This is a genomic window from Nonomuraea sp. NPDC050540 (genome assembly GCF_044457485.1).
GTDB lineage: Bacteria > Actinomycetota > Actinomycetes > Streptosporangiales > Streptosporangiaceae > Nonomuraea.
The window spans coordinates 126,906-153,003 of sequence record NZ_JBITHA010000011.1; the positions used below are offsets into that span (position 1 = coordinate 126,906).

Sequence of the window (26,098 nt, forward strand, 5' to 3'; positions counted from 1 at the left end):
GGTAACGGGAGTCATGGGTTCACAGTTCGTTGTCGATGAGCGCGAAGATCTCCTCATCGGAGGCGGCGTCGATCTTCTCGACCATGCCGTCGGCGTCGTTCTGGCCCGCGCCGTACCGGGCGAGGGCGGTCTGCAGGATCGGGACGAGCCGACCGCGGATGGCCTCGCCCTCCCCGTTGGCGCTGGTGAGCATGGCCTCGACGCGCTCCAGGGCGCTTTCCAGCACGTCCTCGGGCGAGGGCGTCTTGGGGGCGAGCGTGCGGAACAGGTAGTCGGCCAGGGAGGTCACGGTCGGGTGGTCGAAGACGAGCGTCGCGGGCAGCCGCAGGCCGGTCTCGGCGTTGAGCCGGTTGCGCAGCTCGACCGCGGTGAGCGAGTCGAACCCGAGCTGGCTGAAGGCGGTGCCGACGTCGATCTGGTCGGGGCTGGCGTGGGCGAGCACGGCCGCGACGTGCGCGCGGACGGTGGCGGTCAGCAGGCGCAGGCTCTCGGTGTGCGGAAGCGCCGCCAGCCGCTCGGCCAGCCCGCCCGCGACCGTCACGTTCGACGCGGTACGGCGGGGCCCGCGCACCAGCCCGCGCAGCATGGCGGGAAGGTCGTCGTTCTCCGCCCTGGCCCGCAGCCCGGCGGTGTCCCAGCGCACCGCCACGACCACGGCCTCGTCGGTGGCCAGCGCCGCGTCCAGCAACTCCAGCCCCTGAGTGGAGTCGAGCGGTGCGACGCCGGAGCGGGCCAGCCTGCCCCGGTCCGCGGCGCTGAGCCCGCCGGTGAGGTCGGTGGAGGTGTCCCAGAGTCCCCAGGCGATGGAGACGGCCGGCAGCCCCTCGTCCCTGCGCAGTTCGGCCAGCGCGTCCAGGTAGGTGTTGGCGGCGGCGTAGTTGCCCTGACCGGCGTTGCCCAGGATCCCGGCCAGTGAGGAGAAGAGCACGAAGACCCTGAGGTCGCGATCCTTGGTGAGCTCGTGCAGGTGCCAGGCCGCGTCCAGCTTGGGGGCGAAGACCCGGTCGATCCGCTCCGGCGTCAGCCCCTCGATCGTGGCGTCGTCCAGGACCCCGGCCGTGTGCACCACGCCCGTCAGGTCCGCGATCCCGTCCACCACCGCGGCCAGCGCCTGCCGGTCGGCCACGTCGCAGGCGAGCACCTCGACCCGCGCGCCCAGCTCTTCGAGCTCCGCACGCAGCTCCCCGGCTCCCGGCGCGTCGGCGCCGCGCCGGGACAGCAGCACCAGGTCACGAACCCCGTGCCGCTCGACCAGGTGGCGGGAGATCAGGCCGCCCAGGCCGCCGGTCCCGCCGGTCACCAGGACCGTGCCGGAGCCGATGGGCTCCGGTTCCCCGGCGGTTCTGCGGGCCACGCGCGGGGCGAACAGCCTGCCGTCGCGCACCCGCACCTCCGGCTCGCCGGTCGCCAGCACCCGCTCCCAGTCGGCGAACCCGTCCGGGACGTCGGCCAGGACGAACCGGCCCGGCTGCTCGGTCTGCGCCGTCCGCACCAGACCCCGGACCACTGCGGCGTCCAGGCCACTGGGCGCGAACACCACCTGGTGGTCCTCGCCGGCCACCGCCGCCAGGACGCGGGCGGCCAGCTCGCGCGGCGTGCCCTCGGCCAGCGGCACCACCGTGAACGAGCCCGCCGGATCGGCCGTGGGCGCGACCTCCACCCAGTCCAGGCCGTGCGGGGCCACCTGGGCGGCGGCCGCCCGGGGTGCGGCCTGCCGTACGCGGAGGGAGTCGATCGAGAAGACCGGGTGACCGGCGGCGTCCACCGCCTCGATCCCGGCGTCGTCGGCGCCGCGCGGCGTCAGCCGTACGCGCAGGAGGGAGGCCCGCGCGGCCGACAGGCGCACGCCGCGGAAGGCGAACGGCAGCCGCAGCGCGCCCTCATCGGCCGCCAGCACGAGCGGGTGGAAGGAGGCGTCCAGCAGCGCGGGGTGGATGCCGAACCCGGTCACGTCCACCCCGTCGGGGGCGCTGACCTCGGCGAACAGTTCCTCGCCCGCGCGCCACATCGCGCCCACGCCCTGGAAGGCCGGCCCGTACTCGTAGCCCTGGGCGGCCAGGCGCTCGTAGGACACCTCCACCGGCTGGGCGCCGTCGGGAGGCCAGGTGGCCGCCCAGCCGGGAGAGGCGGGTCCGGTGACGGCCAGGGCGCCGGAGGCGTGACGGACCCAGGCGTCGCCGGTCTCGGAGAAGATCGTGAGGCCGCGCCGGCCGTCGGACTCGGCGGAGACGACGACCTGGAGGCGGGCGGTTGCGGTGAGGATCAGCGGCGCCTCGATGATGAGTTCCTCGACCAGCTCGCAGCCGGCGGCGGCGGCCGCTTCGAGCGCCAGTTCGGCGAAGGCGGCGCCGGGCAGCAGGACGCCGCCCTCGACCGCGTGGTCGGCCAGCCAGGGCGCGACCTTGGTGGACAGCTGGCCGCTGAGCACGAGCCCGCCGTCGGCCACCGGCACGACCGCGTTCAGCAGCGGGTGCTCGGAGCCGTCCACGCCGGGGACGCGCCCTGCCCGCGCGCCGGCGTCCAGCCAGTAGCGCTGCCGGTCGAAGGCGTAGGCCGGCAGGTCCACGTGCCGGAAGGGGATGGCGGCGAGCGCGGCGGCCCAGTCGACCTCGGCGCCCAGCACGAACGCCTGGGCGAGCGCGGCCAGGAAACGCCGCCAGTCGCCCGAGCCCCTGCGCAGGGTGCCGCAGATGCCCGCGGCCTCGCTCATCTCGGCCACGTCCGCCTGGAGCACCGGGTGCGGGCTCACCTCGACGAACAGCGGCGCTCCGGTGACCGACCCGATCGCCTGCCGGAACAGCACCGGGTTGCGCACGTTGTCGAACCAGTAGCCGGCCGTCAGCCGGTCGGTGTCGATGAAGTCCCCGGCCATCGAGGAGCAGAACGCGATGTCGGTACGGCCCGGCCGAACCTCGCCCAGAAGAGCGGGCAGCTCGTCGCGCAGGACCTCGATGTGCGGCGTGTGCGAGGCGTAGTCCACCGCGATCCTGCGCGCCCGGTAGGGCTCCTCCCAGGCGGCGGCCACCTCGTCGAGCGCGTCCACGTCGCCGGCGACGACGCACCCGCCCGGCCCGCTGTCCACGGCGATCCACAGCCGTCCCTCGTACGGCGCGAGCAGCTCGCGGACCCGCTCGGACGGCAGCGCGACGGAGAGCATGCCCCCGGTGCCGCCGAGCCGCTCGACGATGATCCGGCTGCGCAGCGCGACGATCCGGGCGGCGTCCTCCACCGAGAGGACCCCGGCGACGCAGGCGGCGGCGATCTCGCCCTGCGAGTGGCCGACGACCGCGGCGGGCTCGACGCCGAGCGAGCGCCAGAGCTCGGCCAGCGCGACCATCACCGCGAACAGCACGGGCTGGACGACGTCGGAGCCGGACAGCTTCTCGCCCGAGCGCAGCACGTCCTCCACCGACCAGCCGGTGTGCGGCTTGAGCGCCTCGTCGCACGCGCGCAGCCGCTCGCGGAAGACCTCGCTGGCCTCAAGAAGCTCGACGGCCATGCCCGGCCACTGCGAGCCCTGGCCGGGGAACAGGAAGATGGTGCGGGCCGCGGCGGCGACGCCCTCCAGGACGGCGGGGTGCGGGGCGCCGTCCGCGAGCGCGTCGAGGCCGGCCAGCAGTTCGAGGCGGTCGCCGGCGATCACGACGGCGCGGTGGGCGAACCTGGCCCGGCGCGCGAGCACCGGGCCCGCGGCGGCCAGGTCGGCGAGCGGCGCGGTCGCGGCCCGCCCGCGCAGCCTGGCGGCCTGGGCGCGCAGCGCGCTGCCGGTCTTGGCCGACACGATCCACACCAGCGGCGCGCCGGTCTCGGGGGCGGGCTCCTCGTCGGGGCCGCGCTCCAGGATCAGGTGCGCGTTGGTGCCGCTCACGCCGAAGCTGGAGACACCCGCGCGCGGCGGGCGCTCGCCCTCGGGCAGCTCGACCTCGTCGGTCAGCACCCGTACGCCGCCCTGCGACCAGTCCACGTGCGGCGTCGGCTCGGCCACGTGCAGCGTGCGCGGCAGCACCCGGTGCTCCAGCGCCTTCACCATCTTGATCACGCCGCCGACCCCGGCCGCCGCCTGGGCGTGCCCGAGATTCGACTTGAGCGAGCCCAGCCAGAGCGGCCGGTCGGCCGGCCGCCTGCGTCCGTAGGTGGCCAGCAGGGCGTGCGCCTCGATCGGGTCGCCGAGGGTGGTGCCGGTGCCGTGCGCCTCCACCGCGTCCACGTCGTGAAGGTCGAGGCGGGCGTCGGCGAGTGCCTGCTCGATCACGCGCTCCTGGGCGGGTCCACTCGGGGCGGTCATGCCGTTGCTGGCGCCGTCCTGGTTGACCGCGCTGCCGCGGACGACGGCCAGGATGCGGCGGCCGTTGCGGCGCGCGTCCGACAGGCGCTCCAGCAGCAGCACCCCGGCGCCCTCCGCCCAGGCCACCCCGTCGGCCGTGGAGGAGAACGCCTTGCAGCGCCCGTCGGGCGACAGCGCCCGCTGGCGGGAGAACTCCACGAACGGCACCGGCGACGGCATCAGCGTCACGCCGCCGGCCAGGGCCAGCGTGCACTCGCCCCGGCGCAGCGCCTGGGTGGCGAGGTGGATGGCGACCAGCGAGGAGGAGCAGGCGGTGTCGATCGAGATCGACGGGCCCTCCAGGCCGTAGACGTAGGAGACGCGGCCGGACAGCACGCTGGCCACGGACGAGGTGAACAGCGTGCCCTCGATCGCCTCGGGGGAGCCGTCGAGGAAGCGGTTGGAGTAGTGCTCGTACATCACGCCCGCGTACACGCCGGTACGGCTGCCGCGCAGCGTCCCCGGGTCGATCCCGGCCGCCTCGAACGCCTCCCAGGTGGCCTGCAGGAACAGCCGGTGCTGCGGGTCGGTGCCGAGCGCGTGGCGCGGGCTGATGCCGAAGAACGCGGCGTCGAAGTCGAACGCGTCGGGGATGAAGCCGCCGTTGCGCGTGTAGCTCTTGCCGATCGCGTCGGGGTCGGGGTCGTACAGGTCATCGAGGTTCCAGCCGCGGTCGTCGGGGAAGTCCCCGATGGCGTCGCGGCCGGAGCGCACGAGCTCCCACAGTTCCTCGGGGCTGCTGACGCCGCCGGGGAAGTGGCAGGCCATGCCCACGATGGCGATGGGCTCGTGGCGACGGCTCTCGTCCTCGGTCAGGCGCCTGCGGGTCTCCGCCAGTTCGACGGTGGCGCGCTTGAGATAGTCGCGGAGCTTGTCCTCGGTACCCATCGCTCGGGCCTTTCCTGTCATGGTTCACAGTTCCTTGTCGATGAGTGCGAAGATCTCCTCATCGGAGGCGGTGTCGATGTCGACGCCCTCGTCGTCATTGCTCGCGGTGCCCCCGAACCTGGTCAGGCCGCTCTGCAGCACGGCGACCAGGCGGCCGCGGATGTCCTCGCCGTTGTCCTTGGCGGTGGTGATCATGGAGCCGACGCGTTCCAGGACTCCGCGCAGGAGGTCCTCGGGCGACGGCGTGGCGGGTGCCAGGGTCTCGTGCAGGTACTTGGCCAGCGCCGAGACCGTCGGGTGGTCGAAGACGAGCGTCGCGGGCAGCCGCAGGCCGGTCTCGGCGTTGAGCCGGTTCTGCAGCTCGACCGCGGTGAGCGAGTCGAACCCGAGCTGGTTGAAGGCGCTGTCCACGTCGATGTGGTCGGCGCTGGCGTGGGCGAGCACCGCGGCCACGTGTCCGCGGACCGTCGTGGTGAGCAGCCGCATCGCCTCGGACTCCGTGAGCGCCGCGAGCCGCTCGGTGAGCCGCCCCGTCCCCTTCTTCTGCGACGAGGTACGGCGCGGCGCCCGCACCATCCCCCTGAACAGGGGTGGCAGGCTGCCGTCCTCGGCCCTGGCGCGCAGGCCGACCATGTCCCATCGGGCCGCCACGACCACCGGCTCGTCCCCGGCCAGCGCGGCGTCGAACAGGGCCAGCCCGTGCTCGGCCCCGAGCGGGGCGACACCGGCGCGGGCGAGCCTGGCGATCTCCAGGTCGGTGAGCTCGCCGCCCATGCCGCCGTCCCAGAGCCCCCAGGCGATGGAGACGGCGCGCAGTCCTTCTGCGGTGCGTTGCTCGGCCAGCGCGTCGAGGTAGGTGTTGGCGGCGGCGTAGTTGCCCTGGCCGGCGTTGCCGAGGATGCCGGCCAGCGAGGAGAAGAGCACGAAGGCCTTGAGGTCGCGATCCTTGGTGAGCTCGTGCAGGTGGTGGGCGGCGTCCAGCTTGGGGGCGAAGACCCGGTCGACGCGCTCCGGCGTCAGCCCGTCGATCGTGGCGTCGTCCAGGACCCCGGCCGTGTGCACGACGCCGGTCAGGTCCGCGATTCCGTCCACGACCGCGGCCAGCGCCTGCCGGTCGGCCACGTCGCAGGCGAGCACCCTCACCTTGGCGCCCAGCTCTTCGAGCGCCGCCTTCAGCTCCGCCGCCCCCGGCGCGTCGGCGCCGCGCCGGGACAGCAGCACCAGGTCTCGCACCCCGTGCCGCTCTACCAGGTGGCGGGAGATCAGGCCGCCCAGGTCGCCGGTCCCGCCGGTGACCAGGACCGTGCCGGAGCCGAGCGTGACCGGCCCCTCCACGGTCCGGCGCGTCAGGCGGGGGGCCAGCACCCTGCCGTCCGACACCCGCACCTGCGGCTCGCCGGTGGCCAGCACCCGCTCCCAGTCCGTGAAGCCGTCCGGGACGTCGGCCAGGACGAACCGGTCGGGCTGCTCGGTCTGCGCCGTCCGCACCAGGCCCCGGACCACCGCGGCGTCCAGGCCGCGCGGCGCGAAGACCACCAGGCGCTCTTCCCCGGCCATCGCGGCCAGCGCCCGGGCGGTCAGCTCGCGCGGCGTGCCCTCGGCCAGCGGCACCACCGTGAACGCGCCGACCGGCTCGCCCGCCGGCGCGACCTCCACCCAGTCCAGGCCGTAAGGCGCGGGACCGGTCGAGTGGCCGCCGAGCGCGCCCGCGGCCACCGCGCGGATGCGCGCCGACTCCAGCGCGAACACCCGCAGGCCCGAGGCGTCGGCCGCCTCGATCGAGCATCCGTCCTGGCCGTCGCGCAGCAGCCGCACCCGCAGCGCCGTCGCCCCCGGGGTCACCAGGCGTACGCCGCGGAACTCGAACGGCAGCCGCAGCTCCGCCGAGGGCGCGCCGATCAGCAGCACGTGGAACATCGCGTCGAAAAGCGCCGGGTGAATCCAGTGGCCGGTCACGTCGAGCTCGCCCACGGCCACGTCGGCGAACAGCTCCTCACCGGAGCGCCACAGCGCGCGCACGCCCTGGAAGGCGGGCCCGTACTCGTAGCCGGCGTCGGCCAGCGGGCCATAGGCCACCTCGACCGGCTCGGCGCCCGGCGGGGGCCAGGTCGCCGCCCAGTCGCAGGCGGCGGGGGCCGCGGGCTCCGGTGACAGGGTGGCGCGCACGTGGCGGGTCCAGGGGGCGTCGGGGTCCGCCGCGGGGCGGGAGAGGACGCGGGCCTGCCGTACACCCTGGTCGTCTGGGGTGTCCGCGACGACCTGGACGGTCACGCCGCCACGCTCGGTGAGCACGAGCGGCGCCTCGAAGACCAGCTCCTCGATCTGGCCGCCGGCCTCCAGGAGCAGGTCGGCGAAGGCCGCGCCGGGCAGTACGGCGGCGCCGTTGACGGCGTGGTCGGCCAGCCAGGGCGAGTCGGACAGCGACAGGCGGCCGGTGAGCACGCTCACGCCGTCGCCGGCCACGTCGAGCGCGGCGCTCAGCAGCGGGTGGGTGACCTCGCGCAGGCCGGTCGCGGACAGGTCGGCGACGCGGGCGGGCGGGTCGAGCCAGAAGCGCTCGCGGTCGAAGGCGTAGGTGGGCAGGTCGACCGGGGCGCCGGGGCCGGTCACCGAGGGCCACTCGACGCGGGCGCCGATCACCCAGGCCTGCGCGAGGCAGGTGACGAGGGCGTCGGTTTCCGGGCGCTTGCGGCGGCTGAGCGTGAGGACGGCGGCCTCGCGGCCGTCCAGGCAGTCGTGGGTCATCCCGGCGAGCACGGCCTGCGGGCCGATCTCCAGGTAGGCGTCGGCGCCGAGCGAGTCCAGCCGCTCGATCATGGCCTGGAACTGGACCGCGCGGCGGATCTGGGCCAGCCAGTACTCGCGGTCGGCCCACGAGCCGCCGTTGAGGTTGGTGGCGAACTCCAGTTTCGGCTCGGCGAACTCGACGTCCTCCAGCACGGCGGCGAAGGGGGCCAGCATCGGCTCCATGAGCGGTGAGTGGAAGGCGTGGCTGACGGCGAGGCGGTGGATGCGCCGGCCGAGGTCCGTCCAGTGCTCGGCGAGCGCGAGGCAGGCCGCGACCTCGCCGGAGACGACGATGCTCTTGGGCCCGTTGACGGCGGCGACGCCGATCAGGTGCTCCTGCCCGGCCAGCGACGAGGCGATCTCCTTGGCCGTGGCCTCGATCGCGACCATCGCGCCCGGAGTGTCGAGTCCCTGCATGAGACGGCCGCGGGCGGCGATCAGCCGGGCGGCGTCGGGCAGCGACCAGACGCCCGCGGCGTACGCGGCGGCGAACTCGCCCACCGAGTGGCCCGCGACGATGCCGGGGTGCACGCCGAGCGACTCCAGCAGCCGGAAGGCGGCCACCTCGAAGGCGAACAGCGCGGGCTGCGTGTAGGAGGTCTCGTTGAGCAGCTTGGCCTCGGGGGTGCCGGGCTCGGCCCACATCACCTCGCGCAACGGGCGGTCCAGGTGGCGGTCCAGCTCGGCGCAGACCTCGTCGAGCGCCTTGGCGAAGGCGGGGAAGGCGGCGTACAGCTCGCGGCCCATCCCGTGCCGCTGGCCGCCCTGGCCGGTGAACAGGTAGGCGAGCTTGAGGTGCTCCTTGGCCTGCCCTTCCACGACCTCGGCCGGGGCCTCGCCGCGCAGGTGCCCGCCGAGCCCGGCCAGCAGCGCCTCCCGGTCGCCGCCGAGTACGGCGACGCGGTGCGTGAAGGCGGCGCGGCGCGTGACCAGCGAGTGGGCCACGTCCTGGGCGCCGGTCTCGGGCCGGTCCAGCACGAAGTCACGCAGCCTGGCGGCCTGCCCGCGCAGCGACGTGGCGGTCTGCGCGCTGAGCGCCCAGACCAGCGGGCCATGACCGGCCCGAGCGGTGGCGGCGGGGACGGGCTCCTGGTCGTACTCCTCCAGGACGGCGTGGGCGTTGGTGCCGCTGATGCCGAAGGCCGAGACGCCCGCGCGGCGGGGCCGCTTGTCGCGCGCCGTCCACTCGCGGGCCTCGGTGAGCAGGTTGACGGCGCCCGCCGACCAGTCCACGTGCGGGGTCGGCTCGGCCACGTGCAGGGTGGGCGGCATGACGCGGTTCCGCAGCGCCATCACGGCCTTGATCACGCCGGCGACTCCGGCGGCGGCCTGGGCGTGTCCGATGTTCGACTTCACCGAGCCGAGCCACAGGGGCTGATCCGCCGCACGATTACGTCCATATGTGGACAAAATGGCCTGTGCTTCGATCGGGTCGCCCAGCTTGGTACCGGTCCCGTGCGCCTCGACCACGTCCACGTCCGCCGTGGTCAGCCTGGCGTCGGACAACGCCTGCGCGATCACGCGCTCCTGGGCCGGCCCACTCGGGGCGGTCATGCCGTTGCTGGCGCCGTCCTGGTTGACGGCGGTGCCGCGGATGACCGCGAGGATCGGCCGGCCGTTCCGGCGCGCGTCCGACAGGCGCTCCAGCAGCAGCACCCCGGCGCCCTCCCCCCACGCCACCCCGTCGGCGGTCGAGGAGAACGACTTGCACCGCCCGTCGGGAGACAGCCCCCGCTGCTTCGAGAACTCCACGAACGTGTCCGGCGGCACCAGCACCGTCACGCCCCCGGCCAGCGCCATCCCGCACTCGCCGTCGCGCAGCGCGCGTACCGCGAGGTGGACGGCCACCAGCGAGGAGGAGCAGGCGGTGTCCACCGAGATCGACGGACCCTCAAGACCGAACGTGTAGGACACCCGCCCCGACAGCACGCTCGGCGTGCTGGAGGTCAGCAGCAGGCCCTCGACCGACTGCGGGATCGCGCCGTGGGTGAACCTGACCGAGTAGTCGTTGTACATGCACCCCGCGTAGACCCCGGTACGGCTGCCGCGCAGCGTCGCCGGGTCGATCCCGGCCCGCTCGAACGCCTCCCACGACGCCTCCAGGAACAACCGCTGCTGCGGGTCCGTGGCCAGCGCGTTGCGCGGGCTGATCCCGAAGAAGCCGGCGTCGAAGCTCGCCACGTCGTGCACGAAGCCGCCGTGCCTGGTGTACGACTTGCCGGGAGCCTCCGGGTCCGGGTCGTAGACGTCCTCGTCCCAGCCTCGGTCGGCGGGGAACTCACTGATCGCGTCCACACCGGACCTGACCAGGTCCCACAGCTCTTCCGGGCTGGACACCCCACCCGGATAGCGGCAGGCCATGCCCACGATCGCTATCGGCTCGTGGCTGCGCGCCTGCGCGTCCGCCAGGCGCTGCCTGGTCTCGGCGAGTTCGACCGTGGCCCGCTTAAGGTAATCGCGGAGCTTTTCCTCAGTTGCCATGATCGGGTCCTTCCGCCATGCTCCGGTTGTCGATCAAGGCGAAGATCTCCTCGTCGGAGGCCGAAACGATCTTCTCGGCGGCGCCGTTCGCCGCGGTGCCACCGCTGCCGAACCGGGTGAGGGCGCTCTGCAGGATGGCCACCAGCCGTCCCTTGATCCCCTCGCCCTCCCCGTTGGCCGCCAGCAGCATCGACTCGACCTTCTCCACCGCGCCGCGCAGCGTGTCCTCGGGCGAGGGCGTCTGCGGGGCCAGGGACTGGAACAGGTGCTCGGCCAGCGCGCTGACCGTCGGGTGATCGAAGACGAGCGTCGCCGGCAGCCGCAGCCCGGTGTCGGCGTTGAGCCGGTTGCGCAGCTCGACCGCGGTGAGCGAGTCGAAGCCCAGTTCGTTGAACGACTTGTCCACGCCGACGCCGTCGGCGCCGTCGTGCCCGAGCACCGCCGCCACGTGCGAGCGGACCAGGCCGGTCAGGTGGTTGCGCGCGTCCGGCTCGGCCATGACGGCCAGCCGCTCGACCAGCGCCACCGGCCCGGCCGCGGGCGCCGTGCCGTTCCTCGCGGCACTGCCCTTCTCCGCGGTACGGCGGGGCGCGCGCACCAGCCCCCGCAGGATCGAGGCGAGCTCCCCCGCCTCGGCCCGCTGCCGCAGCGCCGCCGCGTCCCACCGGGCCGCCACGACCACGGCCTCGGCGGCCGGAGCGGTCAGGACGGCGTCGAAGAGGTCGAGGCCCTGCTCGGCGGAGAGGGCGGCGACACCGGCGCGCGACATCCGCGCGACGTCGGCGCCGGACAGCTCACCGGCCATCCCGGTCTCCCACGCGCCCCACGCCACCGACACCGCGGGCAGCCCCAGGGCGTGGCGGTGCTCGGCGAGGGCGTCGAGGAAGGCGTTGGCGGCGGCGTAGCCGGCCTGCCCCGCGGTGCCGATCACGCCGGCCACCGAGGAGAACAGGATCAGCGGACGGTCCCCGGCCAGCTCGTGCAGCCGCCACGCGGCGTCCGCCTTGGGCGCGAGCACGGTGTCGAGCTGCGTGGCCGACAGTCCGGCGACGGTAGCGTCGTCCAGGACCGCGGCCGTGTGCACGACCCCGGCCAGCTCGGGGATCCCGGCGACCAGCCTGCCCAGCGCGTCCCGGTCGGAGACGTCGCACGCGGCGACCGTGACGCGGGCGCCCAGCGACTCCAGCCGCCCGGTCAGCTCGGCCGCGCCGGGCGCGCCCGCGCCGCTCCGGGAGACCAGCACCAGGTCGCGCACGCCGTGCCGCGCGGCCAGCCGCTCGGCCACCAGCCCGCCCAGCGCACCGGTGCCGCCGGTGACCAGCACGGTCCCCCCGGCCAGGGTGCCCGCGAGAGCCCGCGTCAGCGCGTGATCGGTCGCCGCAGCTTGATCCGTCGCCGCAGCTTGATCCGTCGCCGGAGCGTGGTCGGGAGCGGGGGCCGGCGAGCCCGGGTCCACCGTGCCCGGGTTCGCCGGCGTCGCGCCCGCCGGACCCCCGGTCCGTCGGGTCAGGCGGGGAACCTGGAGGCTGCCGCCGCGGGCCCGCACCTGGGGCTCGTCGGTGGCGGCCAGCAGTTCCCAGTCGGTGAAGCCCGCGTCCACGTCGGCCAGCGCGAAGCGGCCGGGGTGCTCGGCCTGGGCGGAGCGCACCAGTCCCCACAGGGGGCCGGTGACGACCGCGGATCCCCTGGTCACGAAGACCATCCGGGACTGCCAGAACCGCTCGTCGCCCACCCAGCCCTGCACGAGGTCGAGGGCCTGGTAGAGGACGTCGTGCACGGAGTAGGGCAGGTCATCGGCGTCCGGCTCGAACGGGACCAGCACCGCCCGCGGCGCGTCCACGCTCATGTCGGCCAGCGAGGCCAGGTCGTAGTAGCGCTGACCGCCGACCTCGTCGGCGAAGGCGTCGTAGCCGACCGTGGCCCAGGTGACGACACCGCGCTCGGGCTCGGGCAGCCCGGTCCAGTCAATGCCGTAGGTCTCGGCGGACGGAGCCGCGCCGGTGCGCGGGACCGCGCGCAGGGTCAGCGATTCGGCCGAGGCGATCGGGGTGCCGGACACGTCGTACACGGTCAGGGCGTGGCGGTCCTGGCCTTGGGGCGTCAGCCGTACGCGGAGGGCGCGCGCGCCGCCGGTGCTCGCGTGCACGCCGCTCCACGCGAACGGCAGCAGCAGCGTCCCCGGCTCGCCCGCGGCGTCGAGCACCAGCAGGTGGAGCGCGGCGTCGAGCAGCGCGGGGTGCAAGGTGAACCGGTCGGCGCCCTCGCCGACGTGGTCGGGCAGGTCCACCTCGACGTAGGCGTCCGCGCCCGCACGCCAGGCGGCGCGCAGACCCTGGAAGGCGGGCCCGTAGCCGTAGCCGCGCTCGGCCAGGCGCTCGTAGGCGTCGTCGAGGTCCACGCCCGTGGCGTCGGCCGGCGGCCAGACGGCCAGCGGCTCGACTGCGGCGGGCGCGCCCGCCCCGCCGGTTGCGGCGGGTGCGCTGTCCGAGAGCGTGCCGGTCGCGTGGCGGGTCCACGGGGCGTCGGGGTCGCCCGCCGGGCGGGCGTGGACGGACAGGTCGCGGTGGCCGCCCTCGCCGGAAGCGCCGACGGTCAGCTGGATCTGGACCGCCTCAGCGGTGGCCAGGCGCAGCGGAGCCTCCAGTGTCAGGTCCTCGACGGTCGCGGCCCCCACCGTGGCGGCGGCCTCCAGGGCCAGCTCCACGAACGCGGTGCCGGGCAGCAGGACCGTGCCGTCCACGGCGTGGTCGGCCAGCCACGGGGTGGCGGCGAGCGAGAGCCTGCCGGTCAGCAGGTGCCCGTCGCCGGCGGCCAGCGGGACGGCCGCGCCGAGCAGCGGGTGACGTGCCGCGTCCAGGCCGGTGGCGGACACGTCGGTGCCGCCGGCCGTACCGTCGAGCCAGTAGCGCTGCCGCTCGAAGGGGTAGGTCGGCAGCTCGGCGAGGGGTCCGTCGCCCAAGGCGGCGGGCCAGTCGACCGGGGCGCCGAGGACGTGGGCCTGGGCCAGCGCGGTGAGCAGGCGGGCGCGCCCGCCGTCGCCGCGCCGCAGCGTGCCGGTGGCGCCGCCGGGGCGGCCCGCGGCGGTCAGCGTGTCCTGGACGTGCCCGGTTAGCACCGGGTGCGGGCTGGTCTCGACGAACAGCGGCGTCCCCGCGAACGACTCCACGGCCTCCTGGAAACGGACGGGGTTGCGCAGGCTCGTGTACCAGTATTCGGCGGTCAGCTCGGCGTGCTCGACCGGGCCGCCCGCGTAGGAGGAGCAGAAGGCGACCTCGCCGGCGCGCGGCCTGATGCCGTCGAGCGCGGACAGGATCTCCTCGCGCAGCGCCTCGATGTGCGGGGTGTGCGCGGCGTAGCCGATCGCGACCCGCCGGGCGTTCAGGCTCTCGCCGTGCGCGGCGGTGAACTCCTCCAGCGCGTCGGCGTCCCCGCCGATCACACAGCTCTCCGGCCCACTGTGTACGGCCAGCCAAAGCCGGCCCGCCCACGGCTCGATCAGCTCGCGCCCCCGCTCGGCCGGGACCGGCAGGGCGACCATGCCGCCACGGTCCCCGAGCCGCGTCAGGGCCCGGCTGCGCAGAACCACGACCTTGGCCGCGTCCTCCAGCGACAGGGCGCCGGCCACGCAGGCGGCGATGATCTCGCCCTGCGAGTGCCCGACGACCGCCGACGGCTCGACGCCCAGCGCACGCCACACCTTCGCCAGCGCCACCATCACCGCGAACAGCACCGGCTGGATGACGTCGGAGCCCTCCAGCTTGCCCTCGGCGCGCAGCGCGTCCTCGACGGACCAGCCGGTGTGCGCTCTGAGCGCCGTGTCGCAGCGGCGCAGCTCGGTGCGGAAGATCTCGTCGGAGTCCAGCAGTTCGACGGCCATCCCGGCCCACTGCGAGCCCTGGCCGGGGAAGACGAAGACCGGCTGGACGTCCCTGTCCGCGACGCCGGTCACGAGAGCGGCGTGCGGGGCTCCGTCCGCCAGCGCGTCCAGGGCGGCGAGCAGGTCGCCGCGCTCGCGGGCGACCACGACGGCGCGGTAGGCGAACCCGGCCTTCCTGGCCAGCGCCCGTCCGGCGGCGGCCAGGTCGGACGCCCCGGCGGCGACCTCGCGCAGCCGGGTGGCCTGGGCGCGCAGCGCGCTCTCGGACCTGGCCGACAACACCCAGGCCAGAAGCTCCTGACCGGACTCCGGCGGGGGCTCCGGGGCGTGCTGTTCCTGGGCGGGTTCTGGGGCGGCGGGCGCGGGCTCGGGGGCGATGAGCGCGGGTTCCGGGGCGGTGGGGGCCTGTTCGATGATCAGGTGGGCGTTGGTGCCGCTGATGCCGAAGCTGGAGACCGCGGCCCGCAGCGTGCGGCCCTCGGGCAGGTCGACGGGCGAGGTCAGCAGCCTGACGTTCCCGGCCGACCAGTCCACGTGCGGGCTGGGCTCGTCGGCGTGCAGGGTGCGCGGCAGCACGCGGTGCTCCAGCGCCTGCACCATCTTGATGACGCCGCCGACTCCCGCGGCGGCCTGCGTGTGGCCGAGGTTCGACTTGAGCGAGCCGAGCCACACGTCGTCGTAGACCGACATGACGGACTCGGCCTCGATCGGGTCGCCGAGCGTGGTGCCGGTGCCGTGGGCCTCCACGACGTCCACGTCGGCGGAGGTGAGGCGGGCGTCGGCCAGCGCCTGGCGCATGACCGCCTGCTGGGCCAGCCCGCTGGGCGCGGTGAGGCCGTTGCTGGCGCCGTCCTGGTTGACCGCGCCGCCCCTGATGACGGCGAGCACGGGGTGGCCGTTGCGCCGGGCGTCGGACAGGCGCTCCAGCAGGAGCATCCCGGCGCCCTCCGCCCAGCCGGTACCGTCGGCGGCGGCGGAGAAGGCCTTGCAGCGGCCGTCGCGGGCCAGCCCGCCCTGGCGGCTGAACTCCACGAACATGCCGGGCGTGGACATCACGGTCACCCCGCCGGCCAGCGCCATCGTGCACTCGCCGCGGCGCAGCGCCTGCGTGGCGAGGACGATCGAGACCAGCGACGACGAGCAGGCCGTGTCCGTGGTGAGCGCCGGGCCGCGCAGGCCGAGCGTGTACGCGATCCGGCCGGAGACCACGCTGAGCGCGGTGCCGGTGAGCAGGTGACCGTCGGCGACGCCGCCGGACAGGTGCAGCCGGGGACCGTAGTCGGGCGCCATCGCGCCCACGAACACCCCGGTCGCCGTGTCACGCAGCTCGGCCGGGTCGATTCCGGCCCGCTCGACCGCCTCCCAGCTGATCTCCAGCAGAAGCCGCTGCTGCGGGTCCATGGCGGCGGCCTCGCGCGGGCTGATGCCGAAGAAGGCGGCGTCGAAGCGGTCGGCGTCGTGCAGGAAGCCGCCGTGGCCGGTGTCGCTGGTGCCCGAACGGTCCTGACCGGTGGCGAACAGCGCCGCCATGTCCCAGCCCCGGTTCGCCGGGAACTCGGTGATCGCGTCGGTCCCCTCGCTGACCAGCTTCCACAGGTCGGCGGGCGAGGCCACGCCACCCGGATACCGGCAGCCCATCCCGACCACCACGACCGGGTCGTCGTCGAGGCGGGCACGCTCCTGGACGGTCGCCCGCGGCGCCTCCCGCGCCAGCAGCGCGCGCAGGTGGTCGATCAGCTTCTGCGGGGTCGGGTGGTCGAACAGCAGGCTCGTCGGCAGCCGCAGCCCGGTGGCCGAGCGCAGCCGGTTGCGCAGGTCCAGCGCGGTGGCGGACTCGACGCCGAGGTTCTTGAACGTCCTGGCGGGCTCGATCCCGGCGGCGTCCTCGTGCCCGAGCAGCCCGGCCAGCGTGGTCAGCACCAGCTCCCGGACATCCCCGGTGAACCCCGCGCCCTCAGCACCGTCCGCGTGGTCAGCGCCGTTCGGGTGCGCGCCGTTCGGGTGCGCGCCGTTCGGGTGCGCGCCGTTCGGGTGAGCGCCGTTCGCGTGGTCAGCGTGCGTCCCGCCGTTGAGCGCCGCCCGCGCGGCCCTGGCGCCTTCCGCGGGTACGGCCAGCCGGTGACGGCGGCGCTGGAACGGGTAGGTCGGCAGGTCGACCAGCCGCCCGCCCCCGCAGGGGCCGGCCCAGTCGACCTCGGCTCCCCCGGCATAGGCCTCGGCCAGCGAGCGCATGACCCGCTCCGCCCCGCCGTCGTCGCGGCGCAGGGTGCCGACGGCGGCCACCTCGCGCCCCGCGGCCTCGGCGGTCTCGCTCACCCCCGACACCAGCACCGGGTGCGGGCTGCACTCCACGAACACCCCGGCGTCGTGCTCCAGAGCGACCCTGACCGCCTGCCCGAAGCGGACGGGCCGCCGCAGGCTGGCGTACCAGTAGGAGGCGTCCAGCTCGGCGGTGTCGATGGGCCGGCCGGTGAGCGTGGAGACGAAGGTGGTGCACGTGGACGCGGGCCGTACCGGGGCGAGGGCGGCGAGGACCTCGTCGCGGACCTGCTCGACCTCGGCGGAGTGGGAGGCGTAGTTGACCGGGATGATTCGGCTGCGGTACTCGGGCAGCCGCGACTTCAGCTCGGCGAGCGCCTCGTGCGGGCCGGACACGACGAAGGACGTGGGCCCGTTGACGGCGGCGACGGCCAGGTGGCGGGAGATGCGCGCCATCGTGCTCTCGATCACGCCGAGGGGCGCGGCCAGCGACATCATGCCGCCCTTGCCGGCGATCCCGGCGATGGCCTTGCTGCGCAGTCCGACGACGCGGGCACCGTCCTGGGCGGACAGGGCGCCGACGGCGGTGGCGGCGGCGATCTCGCCCTGGGAGTGTCCGATGACCAGGTCGGGACGCAGGCCGTGCGACTGCCAGAGCGCGGCCAGGCCGGTCATGACGGCCCACAGCGCGGGCTGGACCACGTCCACCCGGTCGAGGCCGGGCGCGCCGGGCTTCTCGCGCAGCACGTCCATGAGGTCGTAGTCGGTGAACGGGGCGAGCGCGAGCGCGCACTCGGCGACCCGCTCGGCGAAGGCGGGCGAGCCGGACAGCAGCTCACGGGCCATGCTCGGCCACTGGGCGCCCTGGCCGGGGAAGACGAAGGCGGTGCGCCCGGCGCCGGAACCGGTGACGGCCGCGTCGTGCGGCAGGCCGCCGGCCAGCGCCCGCAGCGCCTCCCGCTTGGCGGTGCCGAGCACCACCGCGCGGTGCTCGAAGGCGGCGCGGCTGCGCACCAGGCTCCACGCCACGTCGGCCGGGTCGGCCTCGACGTCGGCGAGCTGCTCGGCCCGTTCCTTCAGCGCGCCGGGGGACCGGGCGGAGAACACCCAGGGGGCGCCGCCGTCGGGCTCCTTGTGGGCGGGCGGACGCCGGGAGCCGCCGATGCTGAGGCGCGGCGGCTCGGTGACGAGCAGGTGGCAGTTGGTGCCGCCCATGCCGAACGAGCTCACGCCCGCGACCAGGCGGCGCGCGGACCACGGGAGGGTCTCGGGGACGACGCGCAGGCGCAGCGAGTCGAAGGGGATCTCCGGGTTGGGCGTCTCGCAGTGGAGGCTGGCGGGCAGCTCGCGGTGCTTCAGGCTCAGCACGACCTTGAGGAGCCCGGCGATGCCCGCCGCGCCCTCCAGGTGGCCGATGTTGGTCTTCACCGAGCCGACGAGCAGGGGCTCGGTGGCCGGGCGGGCCTTGCCGTACACGGAACCGAGGGCGGTGGCCTCGATCGGGTCGCCGACCTTGGTCCCGGTGCCGTGGAGCTCCACGTACTGCACGGCACCGGGCGCGACCCCCGCCTGAGCGCAGGCCGACTCGATGACCTCGGCCTGCGCCCGGCCGCTGGGGACGGTCAAACCCTCGCCGCCGCCGTCGTTGTTGACCGCGCCGCCCAGGATCACCGCGTGGATGACGTCCCGGTCGGTTATGGCCGCGGCGAGGGGCTTGAGCACGACGAGTCCGCCGCCCTCGCCGCGTACGTAGCCGTTGGCCCGCGCGTCGAAGGTGTGGCAGCGGCCGTCGGGTGACAGCGCGCCGAACTCGCCGATGGCGTTGGTGGTCTCGCCCAGGAGGTTGAGGTTGACGCCGCCGGCGACGGCCAGGCCGATCTCGCCGCGGCGCAGGCTCTCGCACGCCATCTGGACGGCCACGAGCGAGGAGGACTGACCGGCGTCCAGGGTGAGGCTCGGGCCGCGCAGGCCGAGCAGGTAGGAGACCCGGTTGGCGATCATCGCCCGGTTGGCGCCGGTGTAGCCGTGCCGGCCGCCGGCTCCCAGGGACGCGAAGTCGTTGGAGATCGCGCCCAGGAACACGCCCGCCGCGCTGCCGCTCAGTTCCGCGGGCAGCACCCGCGCGTTCTCCAGGGCCTCCCAGGCCAGCTCCAGCACGAGGCGCTGGTGCGGATCCATGGCCGCGGCCTCGTTCGGGGAGATCCCGAAGAACGCGGCGTCGAAGCCCTCGACGTCCTCCAGGAATCCGCCGAAGCGGTAACCGGCGGCGTTCGGCCACCGGTCCTCGGGGGCCGGGGTGACCGCGTCCACTCCATCACGCAGCAGGTGCCAGAACCGGGCCGGGTCGGCAGCCTGAGGGAGCCTGCAGGACATGCCGACGACGGCGATCCCAGCCAGCTGATTCGACTCACCAACCATCAATGCGCCACCTCAAGCCGGGGTATTGAATATTCGCGACTATTGGCCAGTAATTAAGACCCTAATCGCGGACTTTGCTGAGGCACATGGAAGGACGCTGGCACGTAGTTACCGCAACTGTTGGCCGCCCACCTACGGTTGACGGTGTGGGCACCGCTGGGCAATGAATGGCAACATGCCCGTAGAAGCTGCACTCACATTCGGCCAGTTGTTCAGCTGGCGCGATATCGAGCGGCACCCGCACGACTGGATCCACGAGGCGAACCTGCCGGCGATGTGGGACCTGCGCGGGCTGACGCTCGGCAGGGTGACGGACGCGCTGCGCGCCCTGGTCGAGCGGCATGAGGCGCTGCGCACCACCTACCACGTGCGGGACGGCGTGCCGTACCAGAGAGTGCACGAGACGGTGGCGCTGCCGATCGAGCTCGTCGAGCGCGACGGCGGCGACCAGCAGGAGGCGGAGCGCACCGCGGCCGAGCTGATCGGGCGGCCATTCCCCATGGAGGGGAACCTCAACTGGCGCGGCCTGCTGGTCTGCGTGAAGGGCGAGCCGAAGTTCCTCGCGCTGTCGATCTCCCACCTGATCCTCGACGCCTGGTCGGTGCAGCACCTGCGGACACAGTTCCGCGCGCTGGCCGGCGACCCGGACGCCACCGCCGAACTGGGCCCCGTCCCCCGCACTCTGGCGCCGACCCAGCGCGGGCAGGAGTGGGCGGCCCGCCGGACGGGCGCCGAGCGCCACTGGCGCGGCGTGCTGGAGGACGGGCTCATGGACGAGTTGCCCACGCTGCCCGCGCGCGCCTACCGCAACCGCCTGGAGGCGACGCTCCACTCGCGGCGCATCGGCGGGCTGGCCCACGCGGCCGCCAAACGCCTCGGCGTCACCGCACCCGCCGTCGTGATGGCGCTGGTCGCGGCGGGCGTCGCCCGGCAGACCGGCGCGGACCGGGTCACGATGAGCCTGATGGCCTCCAACCGGTTCTCCGCCGGCGACCAGCGCGCCGTCGGCACGCTCAACCAGCTCGTCCCGGTCGTCCTGCCCGTCGACCAGGGCGCCACCCTCGCCGAGCACGTACGCGGGCTGCACTGGGCCGCCACCAAGGCCTACCGGCACGGCAGCTACGACATCGACCGCATGGCCGAGGTGGCCGCCGAGTACGGCAGGCCCGAGCACGGCTGCTGGTTCAACCACCTGCTGCGCTGCTGGTTCAACTACCTGCAGATCGACGACAAGGTCGCCGACCCGGCCGACGACAGCCCCGCCGAGCTGGTGTGGACACCGCTGGCCCAGCAGTACGGCCAGCCGTTCCGCGTCCGTGTGCAGGTGCAGCGCGGCAGGACCTCGCTGCTGATGCTCGCCGACCCGGACGTCGTCCCCGCCGACGGCATGCTCGACATCCTGCGCGGCGTGGGCCACGGGGTCCAGCTGGCGGTGAGCGAGCCGGAGACCGGGCTCAAGGAGCTGTGGAGCGGCAAGGAGCTCGACCCGTCCCTGTTCCCGCGCGAGGCCGACGGCCCCACGCGCTGAGCCACTTCCGGGAGATATGCCGTGGCACGGACCCTGTACCAGTGGTTCGCCGACAGCGTCGCCCGCAACGGCGACGCCGTGGCGCTGGAGGTGGCCGGCGACCGGCTCACCTACGCCGAGCTCGACGAGCTGGCCGGGCGGATCGCCGCCGGCATCGGCGGCGACGCTCCCCGTGTCGGGCTGCGCGCCGACCGCACGGTGCTGGCCTATGCCGGTTACCTGGCGATCCAGCGGCTCGGGCGCACGGTCGTGCCGCTGAACCCGGCCGCGCCGCAGGCACGCAACGAGACCATCGCGCGCGCCGCCGGCCTCGTGCTCGCCACGCCCGCGCCCGCCGGGCGGGCCGCGCCCGCGGGCGCCCAGGATCCGGACGGCCTCGCCTACATCCTGTTCACCTCGGGCTCCACCGGCGTGCCCAAGGGCGTGCCGCTGCGCCACAGCAGCGTGGACGCCTACCTGTCGTACGTGATCCCGCGCTACGAGCTGGGGCCCGGCTGCCGCGTGTCGCAGACCTTCGACCTGACCTTCGACCTGTCGGTCTTCGACATGTTCGCCACGTGGGGCAGCGGGGCGACGCTGGTCGTGCCGCTCAAGTACGACCTGCTCAAGCCGGTGACGTTCGTGACCAGGCACGAGCTGACGCACTGGTTCTCGGTCCCGTCGGTGGTCTCGGTGGCGGCGCGGCTGCGCCGGCTGGGGACCGGCACGATGCCGTCGCTGCGCTGGAGCCTGTTCTGCGGGGAGCCGCTGACACTGCAGCAGGCCGACGCCTGGCGGGCGGCCGCGCCGCACAGCGTCCTGGAGAACCTGTACGGGCCGACCGAGCTGACCATCAGCTGCACCCAGTACCGCCTGCCCGCCGAGCGGGCCGACTGGCCGGAGCCGGCCAACGGGACGGTGCCGATCGGCGTGCCGTACCCGCACGTGGAGCACACGGTCATGGACGGCGAGCTGTGCCTGAAGGGCGTGCAGCGCTTTCCCGGCTACCTCGACCCGGCCGACGACGAAGGCCGCTTCCTCGGCGAGTGGTACCGCACGGGCGACCGGGTGGCCTGGGAGGACGGGCTGCTGGTGCACCACGGACGGCTGGACCAGCAGGTCAAGATCGCGGGGCATCGCGTGGAACTCGGCGAGATCGAGGCGGCGCTGCGCCGGCAGCCGGGCGTGAGCGAGGCCGTCGTGCTGGCCCTGCCCGGCGCTGACGGCGAGCTGATCCTGGAGGCCGCCTGCACGGGCGCGGGCGTCGACACCGCCACCCTGCTCAGGGGCGTCGCGCAGGTCCTGCCGCGCTACATGGTGCCGCGCGCGGTGACCGTCCTGGACGAGCTGCCGCTGAACGGCAACGGGAAGGTCGACCGGCGCGCCCTAGCCGATATGTACGGCCAGCGCCTCCCATAGCGAGCCGACCGTGGCGAACGTCTCCTCGTCCAGGATGTCGTCCGGCAGCGCGACCGCGTAGCCGTTCTCGATGTCGACGAGCAGCTGCACCACGCCCATCGAGTCGAGCCCGAGCCCGGCCAGCTCGTCGCGGGCCGAGAACGCCCCGGAATCGGCGTACGGCAGGTGCGGACGCAGGAGACGCTGAAAGTCAGCAGGTATTTCCAACATATGCCACCTCGCAATAAATCTGCCTACCACTAACCGTCCCCTATTCATAAGGGGTACCGCTAGTGGCAGCTTCTCGCTATCCCCTAGCGGCCACCGCGCACCCATTGTGGTAACCCCAGAGAAACCCAATTCTGAAAGCGTGAAGACTGCGAAGCTGTGCTGGGGTCAGCGCTACATGTGGCTGCGATTCCACCAGTTACCCCCTGCTCACCGCCACGAGACGCACGTCGTGCTCAGGCTGGGCGTGCACGAGGGCATCACGCTGGCCAACTGCCGGGCCACGCTCACGTACCTGGCCCGCCGACACGAGGCGCTGCGCACGACCTTCCACCTCGACGGCGACGGCGACCCCTATCAGAAGGTCAACCCCCCTGGACCGGTCCGGGCGATCGAGGTGAGCACCGAGCGGGACGGCACCCCCTCGCCCGCCGAGGTGGTCGAGGACCTGTCGAGCCGCCCCTTCGACCTGGAGTCCGAGTGGCCGATCCGCGCCTGCGTGATCACCACCGGCGGCGTGCCCAAGCAGATGGTCGTGGTGCTCAACCACCTGGCCGTCGACGTCTGGACGATCGGCGAGCTCAAACGCGAGCTGCGGATGCAGCGCGCCGGATTCGCCGGCCGCCGCCCGGCCGCGATCCAGCCGGTCCGGCACCAACCGGCCGACCTGGCGCGCTACGAGGCCTCGGCGGAGGCGGCCGTCACCGCCGCCCGCGCGGTCGCCCACTGGGAGAACGAGATCGCCCAGCTCCCCTACGACCTGTTCGCCGCCCGGCGCACCCGCCCGGAGGGCCCGCCGGGCCGCCACGCGACGCTCATCTCCCCCGCGCTCCTGTCCGTCTCCCGCGAACTGGCCGCCGCGCACCGGGCGTGGCCGTCCCTCATTCACCTGACCGCCTACACGGCGACCATGGCCGCCTACACCGGCAGCGACACCGTCGGGCACCTGTCGTTCGTCGGCAACCGCGACTCCCACCCCTTCGGCGACGTGCTCACCTGCATGTTCTCGCCGACGCTCGTGCGGGTGGACTGCTCGGGCGACCCCACGTTCGGCGAGCTGCTGGCGCGCGTCTCGGCCGCGTTCACGCTCGCCCAGGAGCACGCGTACCTGCCCTACGACGAGGTGGTCGAGCTGCTGTCCCGCGAGGGCTCACGCCGCGCCCATCCGGTACGGCTCACCTCGGAGTTCAACTTCATCAAGCAGGCCTCCCGCGAGTACAAGGGCACGCGGACCGCGTTCACCTCGAACCCGGTGCCCGAGTCGTGGGCGCACACCGGCACCGACACCTACGTGCGGGTGGACGAGTGGAAGGACGCGGTGGCGGTCTCGCTGCACGCGGCCTCCACGGTCATGGACGGCGACGCGGTGGAGCGGTTCCTGCGCGGCTTCGAGGCCGTGCTGGTGGCCGCCCGCGACGACGGCCTCCGGCTCTCGGAAGCGGCCCGGCTCGCGGGCTTCACGCCTCCGGGCGGCCAGGCGCCGGAGCAGGGGAAGACCGCCGCCGGGTGCGGGGGCGCGCGGCCGTACCTCGGAACCTCGGACGCCGACCCGGCGGCCGAGCAGGATCTCGCGGAGATCGTCCGGCAGGTGAACGGCCTGCGGAAGACGGACCTCACGCGCAGCTACACGCTCGCCGGCGGCCGTGCCCTGCGGATCCCGCGCGTGCTGGCAGAACTGGGCGCCCAGGGCTGGACCGGACTCGACGTCTGCCAGCTCGCCGGTCCCATGCCGCTCCGGGCGCTGGCCCGACGGCTCGTCCCCCTTTCCACGCAAGATCGGAACAGACTCGGAGTGGTCACATCATGAGCGTTTCCAAGCACCACGAGCTGGTGGCGTCCGAGCAGGAGCTCCGTGACGTCGTCAACCGCGAACTGGCCGGCGCCGGCGCCGGCTCCGACCTGGTCATCATGGGTGGCCACTTCATGCTCTTCGAGAACGAGGAGGGCAACCTGGTCTCCGGCATCATCGAAGAGCAGGACTCCGAGGTGATGAAGCGCCGCATCGCCGGCCGCGTCGGCATCTTTCCCGGCTACACCTGGCGGCTGTCGGTGGACCTGCTGCGCGACCATCCCGAGGCCCGCCTGCTGCTGCTCATCAACGACTGGCAGTACGTCCCCCAGAACGGCCGGCCGGCAAGCGAGCTGCGCGCCGAGTACTACGAGGGCTTCAACCAGCTCCCCTCCTCCTACGAGAAGGAGCTGCGCAGCGTGGGCCTGTCCCCCGACAGCATGCTGCCCAGCAGGAAGCACCCGCTGGCCTTCCCCGAGACCTGGCTGAAGTACCGCTTCCAGAAGACCGCCGCCAAGCTCGTCAAGCAGGGCCGCCTGGAGAAGCGCTACCTGGAGGCGGGCGAGAGCAAGCCCGAGGTCTCCTTCCTCGACGACAACGGCAACTACCGCACGCTGATGAGCTGCGGCATCACCGGCTGCGCCGGCGAGATGACCGAGATGGTGGCCGAGGTCTACAACGCCGGCTACCGCACGCTGCTCGTCTACGCCCCCGGCGAGTGCCTGAACCCAGTCGAGACCGGCGTCGACATCGCCCTCAGCCTGTACGGCCTGCCCGGCATGACCGTCATCATCACCGACCCGGGCGGCAGCGGGGAGATGTCGGCCGACGAGATCTTCGGTGGACTCGTCACGGTGTGCACCATCAGGAGCTGATTCCGTGAACATCATCTACCTGGACAACTGCGCCACCACGCGCGTGGACGAGGAAGTCCTCGACGCGATGCTGCCCTACCTGCGCGAGGACTTCGGCAACCCGTCCTCGCCGCACGTCCTGGGCAAGCGCGCCCGCCGCGCCGTCGACCTGGCCGCCGCGTCGGTGGGCGAACTGCTCGGCGCCGACCCGAGCACGATCGTCTTCACCTCGGGCGCTACGGAGAGCAACAACGTCGCGCTGCTCGGCCTGTTCGAGCACGACGACCGGGCGCCGGTCAACGCGGTCTTCTGCCCGACCGACCACAAGTCCTCGCTGTCGATCGGGGGCGCGCTGGCCGCCCGCGGCGTGGACACCAGGACGATGGCGGTGCGCGAGGACGGCCAGGCCGACCTGGCCGACCTGCGCGCCAAGCTCGACGCCCACACCCGGGTGGCCACCGCGGCGTGGGTCAACAGCGAGATCGGCACCATCCAGCCGATCGCCCAGATGGCCGCGCTCTGCCACGAGGCCGGCGCGCTGCTGCACGTGGACGGCGCGCAGGCGGCCGGCCGTATCCCGATCGACGTGACCGCGGAGGGCATCGACACGCTGTCGCTGTCCGCCCACAAGGTGCACGGCCCGAAGGGCGTCGGCGCGCTGTACGCGCGCCGGGAGGTGCGCCGCAGGCTGCGCCCCGTCATGTACGGCGGCGGCCAGCACGAACTGCGCAGCGGCACGATCCCCACCCATCTGGTCGTCGGCCTGGGCGCGGCCTGCCGGCTGGCCCAGCGGCGCCTGAACGACAACTGGTCGGCCATCACGCGCCTTCGCGAGGTGGCGCTGAAGGTGCTGTCGGACAGGGTGCCGGGGTTCCGCTTCAACGGCGACCCGAACATCTCGGTGCCGCACGTCCTGAACGTGGTGCTGCCGGGGGTCCGCGGGGAGAGCCTGGTGTCCGGGTTGCACCGGGTGGCTCTGTCGACCGGGTCGGCGTGCAACTCCGACTCCCAGGAGCCGTCCTACGTCCTCACCGCGATCGGCGTCACGGCCGACGACGCCAACAGCTCGGTCCGCATCTGCCTGAGCCCGCAACTGTCGGAGGAGGATCTGGTGACGGGGCTGGAGCTCGTGTGCGAACGCGCCAGGGGCCTCGCCGAGGTCGTCACCGGCGCCTCCGCCCACTACCGCTGACCCCGCCACGACCAACCCAGCCAGGGACCACCCGAAAGGGCGGCGCCCCCGAAGGAGCGGCACGCGCGGGAGTGCGGGCTTGGGGTTACGACCCGG

9 protein-coding genes are annotated in these 26,098 nt (G+C 73.9%); 5 read left to right on the plus strand and 4 right to left on the minus strand.

Annotated elements, in window-relative coordinates:
- Positions 1 to 19 precede the first annotated feature (19 nt).
- From ACIBI5_RS33180 to ACIBI5_RS33190, 3 genes are read right to left on the minus strand one after another with little or no spacing between them, the layout of a single operon-like run.
- Positions 20 to 5,212: an SDR family NAD(P)-dependent oxidoreductase gene (locus tag ACIBI5_RS33180; protein ID WP_397252675.1), complete on the minus strand. Its 5,193-nt coding sequence runs from the start codon at positions 5,210 to 5,212 to the stop codon at positions 20 to 22.
- Positions 5,213 to 5,236: 24 nt separating this feature from the next.
- Positions 5,237 to 10,480 (minus strand): SDR family NAD(P)-dependent oxidoreductase, encoded by a 5,244-nt coding sequence (locus tag ACIBI5_RS33185; RefSeq protein WP_397252676.1) that lies wholly within the window; start codon positions 10,478 to 10,480, stop codon positions 5,237 to 5,239.
- A complete protein-coding gene (locus ACIBI5_RS33190; protein ID WP_397252677.1) occupies positions 10,470 to 19,034 on the minus strand; it encodes a type I polyketide synthase in 8,565 nt (2,854 codons plus the stop codon). Before ACIBI5_RS33190 ends, ACIBI5_RS33185 begins: the two co-directional genes overlap by 11 nt.
- 175 nt (positions 19,035 to 19,209) lie before the next feature.
- On the opposite strand from ACIBI5_RS33190, the gene ACIBI5_RS33195 reads away from it, so the two are divergent.
- Positions 19,210 to 20,562: a condensation domain-containing protein gene (locus ACIBI5_RS33195; RefSeq protein ID WP_397252678.1), complete on the plus strand. Its 1,353-nt coding sequence runs from the start codon at positions 19,210 to 19,212 to the stop codon at positions 20,560 to 20,562.
- A gap of 21 nt (positions 20,563 to 20,583) precedes the next feature.
- Complete coding sequence (locus ACIBI5_RS33200; protein ID WP_397252679.1) at positions 20,584 to 21,960, plus strand: AMP-binding protein; 1,377 nt, start codon at positions 20,584 to 20,586, stop codon at positions 21,958 to 21,960.
- Here ACIBI5_RS33200 and ACIBI5_RS33205 read toward each other — a convergent pair.
- Positions 21,928 to 22,170 (minus strand): phosphopantetheine-binding protein, encoded by a 243-nt coding sequence (locus ACIBI5_RS33205; protein WP_184971190.1) that lies wholly within the window; start codon positions 22,168 to 22,170, stop codon positions 21,928 to 21,930. The genes ACIBI5_RS33200 and ACIBI5_RS33205 overlap by 33 nt on opposite strands.
- A 139-nt stretch (positions 22,171 to 22,309) precedes the next feature.
- Between ACIBI5_RS33205 and ACIBI5_RS33210 the strand changes: the two genes are divergently transcribed.
- From ACIBI5_RS33210 to ACIBI5_RS33220, 3 genes are read left to right on the plus strand one after another with little or no spacing between them, the layout of a single operon-like run.
- Positions 22,310 to 23,974, plus strand: a complete 1,665-nt coding sequence (locus ACIBI5_RS33210) for a condensation domain-containing protein (RefSeq protein ID WP_397252680.1) — start codon at positions 22,310 to 22,312, stop codon at positions 23,972 to 23,974.
- A complete protein-coding gene (locus tag ACIBI5_RS33215) occupies positions 23,971 to 24,831 on the plus strand; it encodes an LPD16 domain-containing protein (RefSeq protein ID WP_397252681.1) in 861 nt (286 codons plus the stop codon). The genes ACIBI5_RS33210 and ACIBI5_RS33215 overlap by 4 nt, the downstream gene beginning before the upstream one ends.
- A gap of 4 nt (positions 24,832 to 24,835) precedes the next feature.
- Complete coding sequence (locus ACIBI5_RS33220; protein ID WP_397252682.1) at positions 24,836 to 26,002, plus strand: cysteine desulfurase family protein; 1,167 nt, start codon at positions 24,836 to 24,838, stop codon at positions 26,000 to 26,002.
- Positions 26,003 to 26,098 lie beyond the last annotated feature (96 nt).

What these genes read in the sequence shown, in the direction of transcription:
- ACIBI5_RS33180 (WP_397252675.1), bottom strand. Translation starts at nt 5,212, where the DNA reads ATGGGTACCGAGGACAAGCTCCGCGACTATCTCAAGCGCGCCACCGTC.
- ACIBI5_RS33190 (WP_397252677.1), bottom strand. Translation starts at nt 19,034, where the DNA reads ATGGTTGGTGAGTCGAATCAGCTGGCTGGGATCGCCGTCGTCGGCATG.
- ACIBI5_RS33195 (WP_397252678.1), top strand. Translation starts at nt 19,210, where the DNA reads ATGCCCGTAGAAGCTGCACTCACATTCGGCCAGTTGTTCAGCTGGCGC.
- ACIBI5_RS33185 (WP_397252676.1), bottom strand. Translation starts at nt 10,480, where the DNA reads ATGGCAACTGAGGAAAAGCTCCGCGATTACCTTAAGCGGGCCACGGTC.
- ACIBI5_RS33215 (WP_397252681.1), top strand. Translation starts at nt 23,971, where the DNA reads ATGAGCGTTTCCAAGCACCACGAGCTGGTGGCGTCCGAGCAGGAGCTC.
- ACIBI5_RS33205 (WP_184971190.1), bottom strand. Translation starts at nt 22,170, where the DNA reads ATGTTGGAAATACCTGCTGACTTTCAGCGTCTCCTGCGTCCGCACCTG.